Source organism: Corynebacterium sp. (assembly GCF_030532965.1).
In the GTDB taxonomy this organism is placed as follows: domain Bacteria; phylum Actinomycetota; class Actinomycetes; order Mycobacteriales; family Mycobacteriaceae; genus Corynebacterium.
Genome location: NZ_JAUNKC010000026.1, coordinates 1 through 16,780 on the forward strand (window position 1 = coordinate 1; position 16,780 = coordinate 16,780).

Below are 16,780 nucleotides of genomic sequence, written 5' to 3' on the forward strand. Positions count from 1 at the left end.
CGGGTGTGTGCGGTAAAAGCAAAGGTAAAACCCCGATCACCACCCGTAAAGGCACACAGGCAGATACCCGACCAGACTTGGTTAACCGTAACTTCACAGCCAGTTGCCCGAACTGTTTATGGGTTGCTGATATTTCCTATGTACGGACTAGGAAAGGGTTTGTGTACGCCGCTTTTGTCACCGATGTGTTTTCCCGCACGATTGTCGGCTGGGCTTTATCAGATTCACTGCGTACGCAGGCTTTGCCGCTGCAGGCTCTTGACCAGGCTATTGCTTTAGCGAAGGAAACTACTGGGCTGATTCACCATGCTGACCATGGCACACAGTACGTCAGTGTTGTTTACAATCAGCGGCTGAAAGAATCAGGGATTACCGCATCAACCGGCACAGTCTTAAGATTCTTATGACAATGCCCTCGCGGAAAATGTCAACGGCTCTTTATAAAAATGAACTCATCAATGCCCACAGATGGGCTGATGCTGTAGAAGTCGAAATCGCCACGTTCCAATGGGTTACCTGGTGGAATGAAACCAGACTCCACGAAAACCTAGGCTACCGCACACCAGTCGAGGTCGAAGCGGAATATTGGATTACAAACCGCCAACAAGAAATAATGGGAAACAAGGCAAATGCCTAGGAACAAAACCCGGGGCAGTTCAAACCTTCCTCTTTATGACTTTGATTATGATGACCCATCCGTCGTCGATAAGCCCACTCCAGCTCCGTATATAGATTTTCGGGAAGCCATCAAGAGCTGCGATGGAGTGTTATTCGTAACCAGTGAGAACAATCGCACTATTCCTGTCTGTATGAAAACGCTGTGGATGTGGGTTCTAAACCAAATTCCGACGTGGCGTGGAAAAACAAGCCCGTAGGCATCATTTCGCATTCAGTCGGACGCATGGTTGGATACTCAGCACAAAAGAACCTCCGATTGGCACTAAGCTACTTTGATATGCCGATTCTCGGACAACCTGAGGTTTTTCTTGGACGATCAGACACATTGATTGGAGCGGATAACAGAATTGAACCCGAAGACACTGTTGCGTTTCTCCGCGATTACATTGACCGTTTTATTTCGCTCGTGGCAGAAACCCTGACGCGACACACCCGCTCCCACGAACTCTAAGAAATAAAACTTACAGGCAGCTTTTTGAACGCGGCAGCTTTTATCCGACCACTTATTACGTGGTTGGAGCGGTGCAAAGCCTGATTTCATCGCGTAGAGAGTGCCGGTTACGAGTCTGTAGGATGCGGTTATCCATGATGAATCGTGCCTTCTCGTGTAACAGCATGGAATCCTTGCACTAATAGTAGGATTGGTAACTCCACGCCTGGAAGCGAGACCATGATTATTAGTACCAGTGATGCCGTAGCAGGACTTCGCCTGTGGGGTCTTACGGATACACCGATCCGTGAGCACAGTGGTCGTAACAAGCACACCTGGAAAGTAGGAGACACTCATTGGCTAACAGCAGATAGCGCGGCGGTCTCCGATTTGTGGTTTACCGTGGACGAACTTCTGCGCCAGAAAGAGTTGATGCATTTCCAGCTGCAAGTGCTGTTCCTGCAACCAGTGGTGGTCTCGCGCCGCGTTTCCGGGGATGCTTCTGGCGTCTGACCACTTTCTGTCGATGATGATATGCCTGTCGCCTCAAGTATTGAGGATTTGGAGTCAATAGCGGCAGGTCTAGCGCGATTGCATGCGGTGATGGCACCACTGCCGCAGAAATTTGCTGTTCATGGCATATCTTTGCCAAGTGTTATTGAACACGCTCGCGATCTTGTCGGCAATGGTTTGCTGCCGTTCACCGAAAAAGAAACAGTGGTCATTTGCACGGGGTTTCGCCTGTTTCAGGAGGCGGGTTAGATAGAGGATCAGTACCAGGTGATCCATGGTGATCCTTCCTACCCGAATCTCCGGCTCGGCCAATCCCGTGAGCTTTGCGGTGTTATCGATTGGGAGAGCGTGCGCTGGGGTATTCCACTGCGTGACCTTGCCGTAGTTGGACAGTCCGTGTTGTATCGATCTGGATGGGGCGATGTTCGTGATGGCCTGAAGCGGCTGCTCGACGTGTATGGGCGGGCGGGTGGCCGCACATATTCGATACACCAGTTGCTCATAACTATCCTTAGCATCAAGTTCTGGAGTATTGAGAACCACGGCCAAGTACTACTTAATGGTGGAGGCGACGTTGACCTGGTGCGCTCTCAGGCTGAAAAGATCGCCGCTGTGTGTCGGCTTCTCCAAGACGAACCTGTTTAAGCCGTATTGTCTCGGTGCCAGCCATTTCACTGCCTGTTGTTTTTATGGGCTTTTGCCGAACTATGTACGCTACTTTTCTTCTCGCGCTACTACCAGATCCGGTTAAGACGTGGACAATACTTCATCGTTGCTGAATATGACGGGCTGGGAGTAATCGAGGTCGGTGCCGTCGTCGTAAAGCAAACGTAAATACGTGTTGAGCTGGTCATAATCGCGGAACTTCAACGCCTGATACGGTTTGTCGAATGCGAGCTTTTCGACGAATAAAATGCCTTCCTCATGCGGCACCGCGACCCCAACATGGCCGATGAATAACTTCGCTTTTTCATCAAGCGTATCGTGCAAGAAAACACTCACGATCTTGACATTCGGATTCACAAACGAAATTCCCTTGCTGCGGAAAAACTTCTGGATATTCGCAACATGCTGATCGGAATCGCGCTCACTTGTAGTCTCAATCTGACTAAAAACCTGCTTGAAACCTGCCAACTCTTCCTCGGAAAACAGTGGGGTAGGCGCATGGGTGATGGCGTCCTCATCCAAGAAAAGAAGACCACTATCCGGCTCTGATTGCTGTGGATTGATGGTCACAAGATCTTCTGCAAGCAAGAACGTATTGATGCGGCAATTCGTGCCGATAAACTCCGGGAACTGCTTATCCCACAACACTGACATTGCGCCCAGGGCGTAGTCGGCGGAATACGGGCGGAAACCGCTCGGCAGCAACGAATTCTTAGCTACAGTGCCGTTATACAAATCGACCTGGGCAAAGAACCTATCGACGCTTTCGACGGGCACACCGGCCGCAATAAGCGCCGTGCGGACCTCGTTCTTGCTCTCCTCATCCACCAAATTGGTCACGGCCACATCTGCCAATTCCGGCGGTGTCAACGAATCAGTACCCGTTTCCGTGGTACTCGATTCGGCTGGTTCTGCTCGCTGCGACGTCGGATCGGCTGCCATCGGCGGTACCGTGCACGCTGCTAACCCCACCGCGACGGACACGGAAATGCCAACGAATACTACAGCGCTACGAAGCTTAAACATGGCGTTTATTCTAGCGGCATCGTGCGAGAATACCGCCGCTTATCGGCGCCCAACCGAAAGCGCCGTGAGCAGCTGATTTGTTCAAAAATAAAAAGTTCGTGTACAGTACCGCTGGTACTAATCAAGTGCCACGCCCCGTTCGTCTAGTGGCCTAGGACGCCGGCCTCTCACGCCGGTAACACGGGTTCGAATCCCGTACGGGGTACAAAAATAATGCGCTATACCACACCGGTGTAGCGCATTAATCTTTCCAAAAGAATATGTGAAACCAGATAAAACGAGGTTGCTGACTTCCATGTTGGTTACCTCATTTTGGTGTTTCCGGTGTTGTTGCGGTTTCGCCCTTTTTGATAGTCGCGAATTGGTTATGGATACTTCATTGGGGAGATTGCCTGTTTTATTTGTCTTGCTCAGGAAACACCTCATTCAGTATCGCTCGAATGAGAAACATCATCGCCTCCATCGACAGGACGTTTTGTTTGTCGAGGATGCTAATGGCGTCGAGAAGTTCGTAAAGGACATCGTTGCTGATGTCGGGCGTGATTATCTTTTTGTTGCGCCACTCGTCTACTTGTGCGGCGTCGATAAAGAAGCTGTTGCATTCGGTATCTTCGCGTATTTTTGCCCCAGGGTTATCGCTGAACCATTCCGCGAGGATCTTATCGTTGTGGACGGCGGCGTTGATGCGTTCAAGGAAGGTCATCAATGCTGCTTTGGGGTCCGACCAGTCGATGTTGGCTAGTAGTTGCTGGCGTTGCTGCGCGTTCGTTTCTTTGTAAACCTCCCGGAAAAGCTCATATTTGGAATTACAGTGTAGATAGACGCTTCCCACTGCAATGCCTGCCCGTTTTGCGATGGTGGCGATGCTGGTTGCTTTATATCCGTTAGCGGCGAATTCCTCGCGGGCGGCGGTAAGAAGTGTAGGGGGGAGATTCATGGTGTTGATATTACCCTTGCCGATTGAATATCGAAAGAGTATATTCAGTACTGAATGAATGGTGTAGATATTCATTCAGTAACGAGTGATTGTATCTTGGAAGGAGTTAACATGCCGCGCACGATTGTTATTGGCCTAATTGTCGCTTTAGCTTTAGCGGCAGTTGTGTGCATTGCATACTTTGTGCTCGCACCGACGCAGGCGGGAAATGTCGAAAAATTTGACCGCACGTTTAGTGTGTCAGAAACAACGTTGATTGAATTGCGGACTGTTACGCGAGAAGAATTAGAAAAAGCCGATGGGAAAGATGGTCGGCCCGCATACATTGCGATTGACGGCGTGGTGTACGACGTAAGTTCCGTGGAGAGCTGGGCTGGAGGGGTGCATCACAATGTGCTGGCTGGCCGGGATCTTACCGATGAATTTCTTAAATCGGGTCACGGCGTGGGGCACTTGCAGAAACTCGCCGTGGTGGGCGGTTTGGAGGGTGCGTCAGAGCACTAAACCGGTTTCTGGTCGGACGAGAAATCGCGGTGCCGACCAGAAACCGTTCGCTGGGAGGTCGACGGGGGAGCGTCGAAAAGCGAATGCTACATCTCTTTAACGGTTGGCGGCACGGTAGGCCGGGTATAGGTTGGTTCTGGCGCGGTGGTCGGGGTGGTGTCGGGTTTGGGCGAGGTATTGAGCCCGAAAATCAGCCCGAGGATGACCGCTATAGCTGCAAAAACGCCGCCGATTGCGCCAAGGAGTGTTTGCCAATTGGGAATAAAGGTGCTGATGTTCATCTGTGTTCCTTTTGTTAATTTGAATTTTGCGCGATTGGTTTTGCGGAATCGAAAAATCAGGTGTGGTGATTAATGCAAATTCGTTAAAAACTAGCCCCAATCTATCATCTGTACATGCTGCATTTTGGTTATCGCCCTAATGGGGGTAAGGGACAAATGTGCAGGTTAGGGGTGCGTGTGAAGTGGTGATAGGGATCCGATAGGTTTTCGATGGGAATTTTCCTGATTTTCAATTAATAAACGCTTTATTTGTGATATATTCCGTTTGAGAGTCCGGCTAAATGAATGTCTTCCGAGCTCCCACGTTTCAAGCAGGGGTGACCTGCGCGATTTCATCATCTTTCTAAGTTTTAAAGGATTCGTTCTATGTCGAATTTGGTGACGGAATTCCGTATTCTTGGCCCACGCCTCGGTGGCTTCATTTTGTCGGTTTTATTGTCGCTGGCGGTTCTGATCGGCTCGATCGTGGGTTCGTTGCATTCCTCCGGCGGTGGTAATGGCAGTAGCGAAATCCCGAAGAAGCCGGAGCCAGAGTTTCACGTTGAATGCCTGCCTGGGGTGCAGCTGATGTATGTGACTATTCCAAATTTGGGTGTGACTGGCTTGGAAGAGGAGAAGTTTAAGGATCGCTGGGAGGGTGAAATCAATGGTATCCCGCTCGGAACGATCCAAGCCGGTGATAAGGGTGCCCCGAATGCGGTTGCCTTCGTTGCTGACGGCAAGCGTGAGTACAAGTTCAGTGGAAAGTACAAGGTCGACGACGTAACCTACTCGTTCTGGGGTAACGGGACGCTGGCCTCGGCTTGTAAGCCATCCCGTTAAGAATCCGTTGTGCCGCTGGTCTTAAGGCCGGCGGTTTTTCGTTATGTCCTCGCTTTTCGACGTGTGCACGTTGTCGCGGCGTGAGGTTTTAGGATAGTAACAACGTTTTCTTCGGCGAGAAAGGTTGGGGATAAAAAATCATGGTTGAGGCAATGAGCGATCGACTATTTCGAGCGATTAATCTGGCAGCTGTTGCGCATGATGGGCAGAATCGCAAAGGGAGTGCGGTGCCGTATTTTAGTCATATATGTGGGGTGTTATGTGTATTGGCGCAGCTTAGCGCCGATGAAGATGTGCTTGTCGCAGGCGTATTACATGATGTGATTGAGGATGCGCCGGAAATAACCTCCTTAGCCGAGATTGAGGCGGAGTTTGGGGGGCGGGTGGCTCAGCTGGTTGCGGCGGTAACGAAGGACGATGCGCTTGCTGATTGGCAGGATCGCGCCGATGCGTATATCGCCAAGATCGACGAGTCCGGCAACGACGTGGCGCGTATCGTCTTAGCGGATAAGCTACACAATATACGCTCGATTCTGACCGACCATGCAGAACATGGGGATCGGTTGTGGGATCGGTTCAATAGCACCAAACAGCAACAGCAATGGTGGTACGCGGAAGTGCTCCGTGTGTTGACAAGGAAACTAGATCCACATCCGATATTGGGAGAGTATGAACGTCTGGTGGCGCAGCTGCAAGAAATCTAAAGTAACGCAGATAGAGCTTGCGCGGCTTTAATAAGCTCCGGGGCCCATTTCGACGGGGCCGGACGTAACCGTTCAGCGGGACCGGAGATAGATAAGGCCGCGACGAATAGCCCCTCGGCGTCGAAAATCGGGGCGGTAATGGAGGCTAACCCCACCTCGCGTTCAGAAATGGATTCCGCCCAGCCCTGATCCCGCACGTGTTCTAAATCTTTGACGGTGAATTGCGGATTCTGGGACAGGATACTATCGCGCAAGGCAGGGGAGGAATGGGCTAGAAATACCTTCGCCGCGCTTCCGGCGTTGAGCGGAAGGCGGGTGCCCACCGGGACGGTGTTTTGCAAACCGGTGGCCGGTTCCTGGGCGGCGATACACACCCGAGTGGCGCCAGCTAATTGGTAGAGTTGGATGGATTCGCCGGTTGTGTCCATCAATTGGGTCATGATCGGCGTGGCTGCGTCGACAAGCGAAGTGTTAGCGCCGGATCCCAGGCTGGTTAAAACGGCGCCGATTGTCCACTTCCCATCATGGGTGCGGCTGAGGATCTGGTGGGTTTCTAATGCGGTGGCTAGCCGGTGCGCGGTGGCGCGGGGTAGCTCGGTTGCAGCGCACAACTCGGCAAGTGAGCGCGGCTGTTCTGCTACGGCGAGGAGGATTGATACCGCTCGGTCGAGGACCTTGATCCCGCTTGAGGGTGCCGGTTCGTTTTCGGTTTGTCTCATGTTATGATACTACCATCCCAATTGGTGGGACAAAAGATAGGTATCGACAACCCTTAACCGTCAAAGTAGGTGACGTACTCCATGACCAGCCCCGTGGATACAAAAACAAAGCTCACGTTGGCCGAAAAAGTGTGGCGCGACCACGTAGTTTCAAAAGGCAACGGTGATGAGCCGGATCTGATCTTCATCGATCTGCAATTACTGCACGAAGTAACCAGCCCCCAAGCGTTCGACGGACTCCGGCTTGCTGGGCGCACGTTACGCCACCCAGAATTGCACCTGGCTACCGAAGATCACAATGTACCCACGGAAGGCATCAAACAAGGCAATCTTTTAGAGATTAAAGACGCGGTGTCCCGCACCCAGGTGGAGACCCTGCGCAAAAACTGCGAAGAGTTTGGTGTGCGCCTGCACCCCATGGGCGACATTAACCAAGGCATCGTCCACCAAGTCGGACCGCAATTAGGCGCTACCCAACCCGGAATGACCATCGTATGCGGCGACAGCCACACCTCCACCCACGGCGCATTCGGCGCTATGGCGTTTGGTATCGGCACCTCTGAAGTGGAACACGTCATGGCGACCCAAACCCTGTCGCTTAAGCCATTTAAAACGATGGCGATCAACGTCACCGGCGAGCTGCAACCGGGTGTTTCGGCGAAAGACCTCATCTTGGCTATCATCGCGAAGATCGGCACCGGCGGCGGTCAAGGCCACGTTATTGAATACCGGGGCGAGGCCATTGAAAAGCTCAGCATGGAAGCGCGGATGACAATCTGCAATATGTCCATTGAAGCTGGTGCCCGGGCGGGCATGATCGCGCCTGATCAAACCACCTTTGACTACATCAAAGGCCGCGAAATGGCCCCGAAAGGCGAGGACTGGGATAAGGCCGTTGAATACTGGAAAACTCTGCCTACCGACGAAGGGGCAGAATTCGACGCCGTCATCGAGATTGACGGTTCTGCACTGACCCCGTTTGTTACGTGGGGAACTAACCCGGGTCAAGGCTTGCCGCTTTCTGCTACCGTGCCGTCACCGGAGGACTTCACCAACGACAACGATAAGCTTGCTGCCGAAAAAGCCCTCAAATACATGGACCTCACCCCAGGTACCCCGCTGCGCGAGATCAAGATCGACACGGTTTTCCTCGGCTCCTGCACCAATGCCCGGATGGAGGATCTACGCACCGCAGCTGAGATTCTCAAAGGCCGTAAAGTGGCCGATTCTGTGCGAATGATGGTTGTCCCCTCCACCGCGCTGGTCAAGCAGCTAGCGGAAGAAGAAGGCCTCGACCAGATCTTCAAAGACGCTGGTGCGGACTGGCGTAGCGCAGGTTGCTCCATGTGTCTTGGCATGAATCCTGACCAATTGCAGCCCGGCGAACGATCCGCTTCCACCTCGAACCGTAACTTTGAAGGGCGGCAAGGCCCGGGCGGCCGTACACACCTGGTTAGCCCTGAGGTCGCAGCCGCAACCGCTGTACTGGGAACCCTGGCGTCACCTGCCGATCTGCCCGAACTCGTCACCGTCTAACCGCACCATCAAGGAAGATTTTAAACAATGGAGAAATTTGTCACACACACTGGCGTGGGGGTTCCGCTGACCCGGTCCAATGTGGACACCGACCAGATCATTCCTGCGGTCTACCTCAAGCGTGTTACCCGCAGCGGCTTTGAGGACGGATTGTTTAATAACTGGCGCACCAATGAACCTGACTTTGTGCTCAACCAAGACGCCTATAAAAACGGCTCGATACTGGTAGCTGGCCCTGATTTTGGCACCGGGTCCTCCCGGGAACATGCCGTGTGGGCGTTGATGGATTACGGCTTTAAGGTTGTGTTTTCCTCTCGGTTCGCGGACATTTTCCGCGGTAACTCTGGCAAAGCTGGCCTGCTGGCCGCGCTGATGGCGCAGGAAGATATCGAGTTGCTGTGGAAGCAGATGGAGCAAAACCCTGGCGTGGAACTTACCGTTGATCTGGAGAATCGAACAGTAACGTGTGAGAACAATGTCTATTCCTTCGATGTTGATGATTACACCCGCTGGCGGCTGATGGAGGGCCTCGACGACATCGGCCTGACTTTGCGAAAAGAAGAAGAAATCGCAGCATTCGAAGCAACTCGCCCAAGCTTCAAACCCAAGGCGCTGTAAAAAGTTTTGCTTTTGTAACGCAAGTACGGCTGTGGTCGTGTTACGCTGTGTGCGGGATTAGGTTTTAGCTCAGTTGGTAGAGCGCTTCTAGCAAAGAAGCAGGTCAGCGGTTCGATTCCGTTAAACCTAATCCCGCTTTTTCGGTGGCTGATTTCGCGGCTTTGATGCCCACTACATACCAGATCACGGTAAGCGCCAACGCCATCACACCGGCGCACTCAACGAATAATGCTGCCGCGATGCCGTAGTAGAGTTTCCATATTTTTCGATTAGCCACACGAAACGCTTCATCGCTGGCCATGGTGGTGGGTGTGCGCAGGCCAGCACACCAGTTTCTTTCCAGCCCTTCTCGGGATTTGTTACCAAGTTCGGCGATGGTGATGCCACCGGCAGTGACGGATGCGGGGTCGACATAAAACGTGGCTACCCTCCTTGAAGAATGCCCTCAGTAATATCTGGTTGTCACTATGGCAGCCAGAAAATTCCTTGGCCAAAACAGGGAAAAAGAGTAGGTGTGGTGTGGCACAATGAGACGGCACAAAGGAGCGTAAAAGGAGTTTATGGTGGTTACTGTGCATTTTGAACTTACCGATGAGTCAATGCTCAGTTTCACTGGTGAACGAGTTTTCCGCATCCGAGCGATCCGCGACATCCCCGAACGATTCGTAAAAGCAGGCGACCTGGGCGGTTGGGTGAGCAGTGAGTACACGTCGACAAGCGAGCTACGCATTGGGCCGAAAGCCTGGGTTGCAGGGGACGCAGTTGTTGCAGGTGACGCCCAGGTTTTAGGGAATGCTCTCGTGTACGATTCCGCGTGTGTTTTCGGGTCTGCGCGTGTCAAAGGGTGGGGGCGCGTGCACGGCAACGCCAAAGTTTTCGACGACGCCATAGTCAAAGGCCGCGCCCGAGTAAACCAAGCCGCCAGTGTTTTCGGGGCCGCACAGATCGGCGGCCACGCCCTGATCACCGGAACCGCTGAGGTCACAGATAACGCGAAAGTATCAGAACACGCCGTGGTGGCGGGGGACTGCATCATTGAGGAAAACGCCCAAATCACAGGAAACAGCCACATCAGCGACTCCCTTGTAACGGAAAGCGCACGCATTGATGGACACGCAGCACTATATCAAGACAGCGCCGTGTCGGGGGACGCACATATCTATGGTGATGCACGGCTGTACTCCACCATTGCTTCCGGCTCGGCGAAAATCAGTGGCGGGGCACACCATCACTGCTGGATCACCGATACCGCCCGCGTTGCCGCAGACCTCCCCGAGAGGGCAGTGCTCACAGGAAAAGCGCTCGTAGAAAAGACGACAGACTGTGAAGTTTTTCAACCAGTAGGAATCCTCGATGCCACAATCACCGTAGTCCGCACCGCAACCGGGGACGTATCGTCCTTCATGGACCCCGACGATGTAGCGGAACTGGAAAAACAGGGTCTCGGTGAACTCTTCCACCAGCAACTCGATGCGGCCACTCGCCGCATTAAGGAGGCGATTCACACCGAACCAGCCCCTGACGAGCCCCTTTCCTTCGAACTTACCGAAGAAACCACAACCCTCGCCGACGGCACCACAATCTATCGGATCAGGGCAACCAAAAACATACAAGGCTACGATTTCTTCGTCCCCCGTGGCGAACTAGGTGGCTGGGTAAGCTCCACCCACACCAGTAACCACACACCCCGCATTGCGGAATCCGCGTGGTTGAGCGGCGACGCAATCCTGACCGACGAGGCACACATCACTGCTGGTGGATACGTGGTGGGGCAAGCCGATATTAGTACCATGCTTCGGCTTGAAGAGAGTGACTTCGAAAAAACCTGGCTGAAAATCTGCGGCACCACCGTGATCCACGGCGGTACCGTGTATGGGCACGGGGCACTCCAAGGGCAGTCGTGGGTTGGGCCAGAAGCGGTGATTTCACCAGTCGGTGTTATTACTGATGCTCATCTTGCTTCTCGTTTTGACCACCGACAATTTGGGCCAACATCGCTAGGAACAACGTTCTATATCACTCGCGGGCGTAACCGTGGGGTTCACATCATGGCGGAAACTTTAGGTGAATGGACGACAGGAACACTCGACGAACTGCTGCCCGAAAACCCCATCCAGCGGCTATATGCCCAGCGTGAATGGGTAGAAAAATACGGCTGGTGGAGCTGTATGAAAAATACATCAACTCATAAGAAACACCGCATCATCGAGGAGTACACGACGTTGCGCAATCACATCATTGCAGTGTTAAAGGAATGGGATCTCTAGTGGTAGACGCACATTTTGAGCTCACCGACGAATGTAAGGTATTAGCCACTGGTGAGCGTGTGTTTCGCATCCGTGCGGTTCGCGACATCCCTGAACGCTTTGTCAAAGCAGGAGAGTTGGGTGGTTTTGTCAGCTCCACCCATACCGCGGACGGGAAACTGAGGATCGGGCCGAGCGCGTGGGTGGCAGGCGATGCAATCGTTGCAGGTGATGCACGGATTTCCGGAAATGCTTTGGTTTATGAAAATGCCTGCGTTTTTGGATCAGCGCGAGTCAAGGGGTGGGCGCGTATCGGTGGGAATGCACGGGTTTTTGATAACGCTGTGGTGAAGAACAACGCACGTGTGAGGCAGAACGCGGAAGTTTCTGGCCAGGCCCGGGTGGCTGGCCAAGCCGTGGTTTCAGAAAGCGCGAGGGTCTTTGGCGACGCTGTGATCGAAGGAAACGCGCACATCTATGGCGGTTCGTGGGTGGAAGGTCACGCCCACGTTTCGGGTCACGCCCAGCTTTCGGGTGATGCCTACGTCTGTGATAAGGCACGAATTGCAGGTAGCGCATATCTTATGGGTAATACGGCTGTTTCCGGTGAAGCCACTGTAATCGACGCTGCCATTATTGATGGCGAGATTAATGATCATGCGCGGATCACCGATGGCCGTATGCAGGATTGTTGTGTGGAAGGCGATGCTCAGGTGAACGCCAACTTGCCAGATTGTGCGCACCTTGGAGAGAAAATGGTGGTCACCCACCCTGAGGAGTGCGTGGTTTTTCACCCCCTGGGAGTGGAGGATTGTCCTGTTACAGTGGCGAAAACCACCAACGGAAAAATCGCTACCATCATTTCTTACTACGCCGATAACAGCGGCAAGCGGTTGGGGAAAGAACAGCTCATCCACCAGTTACAAACCCAGGGATTAGATGAGCTGTTTGAGCAGCAACTTCAGTGGGCTAAGAATCGTGTGGCGCAGGTACGGTCTGTGACGGCGGAGGAGGTTTTGGATTTTCGGTTGACGGGTGAAACGAAAACTCTTCCCGATGGCACTGTCGTGTATCGGATTGAGGCGACCCGGGATTTGCCGTTTTTTAATGTGTCAAAGGGTGATAAAGGTGGTTGGGTGCCTAGTACACACAATTCGCAAGGAATCCCACGGTTGAGTGAGAATTCGTGGCTCGGCGATGAGGCGATGCTACTCGACGAGGCAATACTGACTTGCGAAGGCCGCGCCACAGGAAATGCGTGCGTGAAAGGAAACGCCGTAGTAAAGGAGGAAGGTTGGGTGGAACGAGACGTGACACTCACCGACAACACTGAAGTGATAGGTGGTTTTGTCACGGGAACGGGAACTATTGCGGGCAGTTCCACAGTGCGAGGCGGGGTGGAAATCGAGTTGGTGGGTCCCCTCACCGATGTGAGAATTCGCGATAATTCGGATCACCGCAGGTTCGGCCCGCTTTTTGGTACTGGGATTGAGGTTTTTCTCACCCGGCGCGCTCAGGGGGCGCAGCTTTCGACGAGGCTTTCTGGTGTGTGGCGTGAGGGGACTCTTGATGAATTGGTGCCTGAAAATCCTATTCTTGATCACCTGAATAACCGTGACTGGTGGGAAACAGTGGGCAACCAGCCTTTGCTTGTTGGACAGTCGCCGCGTGTTCAGGCCTTGGTTTTGGAGGAATACGCCCAGTTAAGGGAGCTTATTGTGACCGTGTTGAAGCAGTGGGATTCTTAAGATGATTAAGTGCCATTGTGAGTTAATGGGCGAGTCGATTTTTGCGCCTAATGGTGAGCGGGTGTTTCGGATTCGTGCTACCCGTGATATTCCGGAGCGCCATGTCAGGGCGGGTGAGTTGGGTGGTTTTGTTAGTTCTCTTCACACCGCTGATGGGAAACTGCGCATTGGCCCGAAGGCGTGGGTTGCCGGTGATGCCATTGTGAGTGGTGAGGCGAGGGTTGTGGGAAACGCGCTGGTCTATGATCATGCTTTTATCGGTGGGCAGGCTCATATCGCTGGGTATGCGCGGGTGTATGGGGATGCTCGTGTATGTGATCACGCGCGGGTGCGAGGGCATGCCCGTGTGAGTGATGAAGTGGTGGTTTCCGGCAAGGCGTGTGTTGAGGGGAACGCTGTTATTGCCGGTCAGGCAGATGTTTCCGATAATGCCTGGGTTGGCCAGAACGCGGTCATTAAGGGGACGTCCTTTATTTATGAGGATGCTGTGGTTACAGGTGATGCGTTTCTTGAGTGCTCGCACGTGTATGGTCAGGCACGGGTTGCCGGTGAGGCGCGTCTTTACAGCGGTTCGTCGGTGTGCGACTCGGCGCAGGTTATGGGCACTGCAAGTATTTTTGGCACGACGGTGCGTGATGAGGCGAAAATTACTGACGGCACCATAGTTAATTGCTGGATTGAGGGGCGAGCCCATGTGGAAGCAACGATTCCCGATAAGGCGGATTTGTCCGGTGAGGCGCAGATCCTTGTTCCTGAACACTGTGAGGTGTTCCGGCCGGTGGGTGGGAATGACTGCATGGTGACGGTGGCACGCACCGTGCATGGTGAAGCCAAGGCGTGGGTGAGCACTTTCGAGACTGAGCAGGGGTGGGGCGAGACAGTTGAGGAGCTTGAGCGGCATCTTGACGCCCAAGGGGTGGCCGAGCCGTTTCGCGAAAGTCTTAGCATTGCCAAGCGGCGTGTCCTGCGTGAGAGTGCGGAAGAACCCGACGAGGAGTTGTGCTTCGAGCTCACCGATGAAAAGCGTGTGCTTGACGACGGCACCACGGTGTTTCGGATACGGTCACTGTGTGACCATGATTTGTTGTGGGTGTCGAAGGGGGATTTGGGTGGTTGGGTTCCTTCAACCCACACGCCCCAGGGGAAACCGAGGATTTCGGGGCAGTCGTGGCTGGGTGGTGATGCCATGATCCTTGGGAACGGAACTATTACAGATTGTTCTTTCGTGGGTGAGTCAGCATGCATTAAAGATCAAGCCCACATCAGTAGGAGCCGTGTCGTGGGCGAGGTTGTGGTGTCGGGGGATTCACGTGTAGAGGGTAGTTGCATCTATGGGTGTGGGGAATTGGCGGGGCAGTCGTGGGTGAATGCTGAAGGGACTTTAGAGATCACTGGCACAATTTTCGACGGCTGGATCACCTCCTTTACTGATCACCGCAGGTTTGGCCCCACCAGCACTGGGCTGCTTCTGTGCGTGACTCGGCAAAAGAATGGGAAGGCGCACTTCACAGCCCAGGTTGATGGGGCCGAACGCATAGGTTCGCTTCATGAGCTGTTAGCAACAGATGATGATGAGGTTCAGGTACTGCGCAGGCTTATCACCACAGTATTAAAGGAATGGGATCTTTAAGATGCTCACACCACACTTTGAACTGACACACGAATCTCGCCTTGCACCCACCGGCGAACCGGTGTTTCGGATCCGGGCGATACGTGACATTCCCGAACGCTTCGTGAAAGCAGGCGACCTGGGCGGGTGGGTGAGCAGCGTGTACACGTCGACAAGCAAACTGCGGATCGGGCCGCATGCGTGGGTGGCTGGCGATGCTGTTGTGGCTGGTGACGCCACTATTGCAGATAATGCGTTGGTGTATGATCGTGCAGCTATCTTCGGAAACGCACACATTGGCGGATACGCCCGGGTGCATGGGCGGGCGCGGGTGAGCGGTGACGCGGTGGTCAAAGATCGGGCGCGGGTGAATGAATCCGCACACATTCGCGACCAGGCAGCCATCAGAGAAAATGCCGCTGTGTCTGGGCATTCACGAGTTTTGGAATCAGCGCAGGTCGCCGGGAACGCGCGTGTTGAAGGGAACTCGTACCTATCTGGACACGCACAGGTTGCCGGGGATGCTTATCTCGACGATACTATCGTCAGCGATGAAGCGCGTGTGGATGGGCGAACACTATTTCGTGATGGATGTGCTATAGATAACGCGCATGTTACTGGCAGCGCCGTGCTCTTTAAAACAACCGTCAGCGAAGAAGCGGTGATTACAGCGGGGCCATTGACGGAATGCTATGTGGAAGGGAAAGCGAAAGTTGCTGCCGGTGTCCCCGACAACGCGGACCTTAGTGGGGATACGGAAATCCTGAGCCCACATCACTGCGAAGTTTTTCAGCCACTCGGGGTGCCCGACTGCCCGATAACAGTCACGCGGACCGCAGCCGGTGAACCATTAGTGTACTTCGCCCCCTTGAACCCTGAGATAGAAACCATTGATGATCTGGATAAATACCTTGATTCGCAGGGGCTAGCCGCCCCGTTTCGCCAAAGCCTCAGCTTGGCCAAACAGCGAGTGATGCGCGAAATTCCGGCGGCGGAGGAGGATACGTCACTGTGCTTTGAGCTCACCGACATTGCGAAAACGCTTGACGACGGCACAACGGTGTACCGCATTCGCGCGGTTCGTGACATTGAGCAATGGTGCGTATCCGCAGGTGATCTCGGTGGCTGGGTGCCCAGTACGCACACACCCGAAGGGACTCCACGGATCGGTCCTGATTCTTGGTTGGCCGATGACGCCATGATCCTTGGCAGCGCCTACATCACAAACAAATCTATTGCTCTTGACAATGCGTGTATCAAAGACCACGCCGTGGTACAAGACAGCGGACGAGCGATCGGCACAGTCACCCTATCGGACGAAACCTGCGTGAAAGGCGGAACAGTACTCGGCGACGGCGAGCTCACTGGGCGTTCCTATGTAGGCAACGAAGCTGGGATTGAGGTTGCGGGCACCATCCCCGATGCGTGGATCAACTCCACAACCGATCACCGTCGGTTCGGGCCCACCAGCACGGACACCATGATCTATCTGACTAGGCAACGAGACAATAAGGCACAGATTCTGGTGACCAAGGGTGGAGTCTGGGATGAAGGATCGCTAGATGAATTTGTTCCCGCGAACCCAGTCGCAGCACAATTCAACGAACGTGACTGGTGGCACTCGTTTGGCACCCACGGGTTACTTGCTGAGCAATCTCCGCAGCTTCAACACCTAGTGATGGAAGAATACGCGCAGCTACGGAAATTAATCACAATCGTTTTAAAGCAATGGGACGCATAAAG

Annotated in this window: 19 protein-coding genes, 2 tRNA genes and 1 pseudogene; 17 read left to right on the forward strand and 5 right to left on the reverse strand. The window is 53.7% G+C overall.

Annotation, left to right across the window (positions count from 1 at the left end):
- The 6 genes and pseudogenes from Q4D85_RS10960 to Q4D85_RS10985 all read left to right on the forward strand — a co-directional run.
- Nucleotides 1-407 (forward strand): DDE-type integrase/transposase/recombinase (locus Q4D85_RS10960; protein ID WP_303200393.1); only part of this gene is annotated, 407 nt, incomplete at its 5' end.
- 17 nt (nucleotides 408-424) lie between these two features.
- A complete protein-coding gene (locus Q4D85_RS10965; RefSeq protein ID WP_303200394.1) occupies nucleotides 425-637 on the forward strand; it encodes an integrase core domain-containing protein in 213 nt (70 codons plus the stop codon).
- 22 nt (nucleotides 638-659) lie between these two features.
- Nucleotides 660-1,129, forward strand: a pseudogene (locus Q4D85_RS10970) (NADPH-dependent FMN reductase); the annotation flags it as partial.
- 219 nt (nucleotides 1,130-1,348) lie between these two features.
- On the forward strand, nucleotides 1,349-1,621 hold the full coding sequence (locus tag Q4D85_RS10975; protein ID WP_303200395.1) for a hypothetical protein: 273 nt from the start codon (nucleotides 1,349-1,351) through the stop codon (nucleotides 1,619-1,621).
- Nucleotides 1,622-1,642: 21 nt separating this feature from the next.
- Nucleotides 1,643-1,870 (forward strand): hypothetical protein, encoded by a 228-nt coding sequence (locus Q4D85_RS10980; RefSeq protein WP_303200396.1) that lies wholly within the window; start codon nucleotides 1,643-1,645, stop codon nucleotides 1,868-1,870.
- Between the two features lie 18 nt (nucleotides 1,871-1,888).
- A complete protein-coding gene (locus Q4D85_RS10985; protein ID WP_303200397.1) occupies nucleotides 1,889-2,266 on the forward strand; it encodes a phosphotransferase in 378 nt (125 codons plus the stop codon).
- 102 nt (nucleotides 2,267-2,368) lie between these two features.
- Here Q4D85_RS10985 and Q4D85_RS10990 read toward each other — a convergent pair whose 3' ends face one another.
- On the reverse strand, nucleotides 2,369-3,313 hold the full coding sequence (locus tag Q4D85_RS10990) for a DUF4300 family protein (protein ID WP_303200399.1): 945 nt from the start codon (nucleotides 3,311-3,313) through the stop codon (nucleotides 2,369-2,371).
- Nucleotides 3,314-3,445: 132 nt separating this feature from the next.
- Between Q4D85_RS10990 and Q4D85_RS10995 the strand changes: the two genes are divergently transcribed.
- Nucleotides 3,446-3,518: transfer RNA gene (locus Q4D85_RS10995), tRNA-Glu, on the forward strand.
- A gap of 192 nt (nucleotides 3,519-3,710) precedes the next feature.
- Here Q4D85_RS10995 and Q4D85_RS11000 read toward each other — a convergent pair.
- Nucleotides 3,711-4,250 (reverse strand): TetR/AcrR family transcriptional regulator, encoded by a 540-nt coding sequence (locus Q4D85_RS11000; RefSeq protein ID WP_303200401.1) that lies wholly within the window; start codon nucleotides 4,248-4,250, stop codon nucleotides 3,711-3,713.
- A gap of 111 nt (nucleotides 4,251-4,361) precedes the next feature.
- Between Q4D85_RS11000 and Q4D85_RS11005 the strand changes: the two genes are divergently transcribed.
- Nucleotides 4,362-4,754: a cytochrome b5 domain-containing protein gene (locus Q4D85_RS11005; RefSeq protein ID WP_303200402.1), complete on the forward strand. Its 393-nt coding sequence runs from the start codon at nucleotides 4,362-4,364 to the stop codon at nucleotides 4,752-4,754.
- Between the two features lie 86 nt (nucleotides 4,755-4,840).
- On the opposite strand, the gene Q4D85_RS11010 is transcribed toward Q4D85_RS11005, so the two are convergent.
- Complete coding sequence (locus tag Q4D85_RS11010; RefSeq protein WP_303200404.1) at nucleotides 4,841-5,035, reverse strand: hypothetical protein; 195 nt, start codon at nucleotides 5,033-5,035, stop codon at nucleotides 4,841-4,843.
- Nucleotides 5,036-5,401: 366 nt separating this feature from the next.
- On the opposite strand from Q4D85_RS11010, the gene Q4D85_RS11015 reads away from it, so the two are divergent.
- Nucleotides 5,402-5,857, forward strand: a complete 456-nt coding sequence (locus tag Q4D85_RS11015; RefSeq protein ID WP_303200406.1) for a hypothetical protein — start codon at nucleotides 5,402-5,404, stop codon at nucleotides 5,855-5,857.
- A 152-nt stretch (nucleotides 5,858-6,009) separates the two neighbouring features.
- Entirely contained in the window at nucleotides 6,010-6,561 is a 552-nt protein-coding gene (locus Q4D85_RS11020) for an HD domain-containing protein (RefSeq protein ID WP_303200408.1), read from the forward strand.
- Here the strand turns inward: Q4D85_RS11020 and Q4D85_RS11025 are convergent.
- Nucleotides 6,558-7,280, reverse strand: a complete 723-nt coding sequence (locus Q4D85_RS11025) for an IclR family transcriptional regulator (RefSeq protein WP_303200410.1) — start codon at nucleotides 7,278-7,280, stop codon at nucleotides 6,558-6,560. The genes Q4D85_RS11020 and Q4D85_RS11025 overlap by 4 nt on opposite strands.
- Nucleotides 7,281-7,361: 81 nt before the next feature.
- Here Q4D85_RS11025 and leuC point away from each other — a divergent pair, with 81 nt between their 5' ends.
- The 3 genes from leuC (at nucleotide 7,362) to Q4D85_RS11040 (ending at nucleotide 9,564) form a co-directional block, all read left to right on the forward strand.
- A complete protein-coding gene (gene leuC / locus Q4D85_RS11030) occupies nucleotides 7,362-8,816 on the forward strand; it encodes a 3-isopropylmalate dehydratase large subunit (RefSeq protein WP_303200412.1) in 1,455 nt (484 codons plus the stop codon).
- Nucleotides 8,817-8,843: 27 nt separating this feature from the next.
- The gene (leuD, locus tag Q4D85_RS11035; RefSeq protein WP_303200413.1) at nucleotides 8,844-9,434 is read left to right on the forward strand and encodes a 3-isopropylmalate dehydratase small subunit; all 591 of its coding nucleotides are present in this window, start codon (nucleotides 8,844-8,846) and stop codon (nucleotides 9,432-9,434) included.
- A gap of 58 nt (nucleotides 9,435-9,492) precedes the next feature.
- Nucleotides 9,493-9,564, forward strand: a tRNA-Cys gene (locus Q4D85_RS11040).
- Here the strand turns inward: Q4D85_RS11040 and Q4D85_RS11045 are convergent.
- Nucleotides 9,538-9,816, reverse strand: coding sequence for an SdpI family protein (locus Q4D85_RS11045; RefSeq protein WP_368502294.1), 279 nt, complete (start codon nucleotides 9,814-9,816; stop codon nucleotides 9,538-9,540). The two genes, Q4D85_RS11040 and Q4D85_RS11045, sit on opposite strands and share 27 nt — an antisense overlap.
- A 190-nt stretch (nucleotides 9,817-10,006) precedes the next feature.
- Between Q4D85_RS11045 and Q4D85_RS11050 the strand changes: the two genes are divergently transcribed.
- From Q4D85_RS11050 to Q4D85_RS11065, 4 genes are read left to right on the forward strand one after another with little or no spacing between them, the layout of a single operon-like run.
- Nucleotides 10,007-11,701, forward strand: coding sequence for a hypothetical protein (locus Q4D85_RS11050; protein ID WP_303200414.1), 1,695 nt, complete (start codon nucleotides 10,007-10,009; stop codon nucleotides 11,699-11,701).
- Nucleotides 11,701-13,428, forward strand: coding sequence for a hypothetical protein (locus Q4D85_RS11055; RefSeq protein WP_303200415.1), 1,728 nt, complete (start codon nucleotides 11,701-11,703; stop codon nucleotides 13,426-13,428). The genes Q4D85_RS11050 and Q4D85_RS11055 overlap by 1 nt, the downstream gene beginning before the upstream one ends.
- A 25-nt stretch (nucleotides 13,429-13,453) precedes the next feature.
- Nucleotides 13,454-15,058: a hypothetical protein gene (locus Q4D85_RS11060; RefSeq protein WP_303200416.1), complete on the forward strand. Its 1,605-nt coding sequence runs from the start codon at nucleotides 13,454-13,456 to the stop codon at nucleotides 15,056-15,058.
- Nucleotide 15,059: 1 nt separating this feature from the next.
- A complete protein-coding gene (locus tag Q4D85_RS11065) occupies nucleotides 15,060-16,778 on the forward strand; it encodes a hypothetical protein (RefSeq protein WP_303200418.1) in 1,719 nt (572 codons plus the stop codon).
- Nucleotides 16,779-16,780 lie beyond the last annotated feature (2 nt).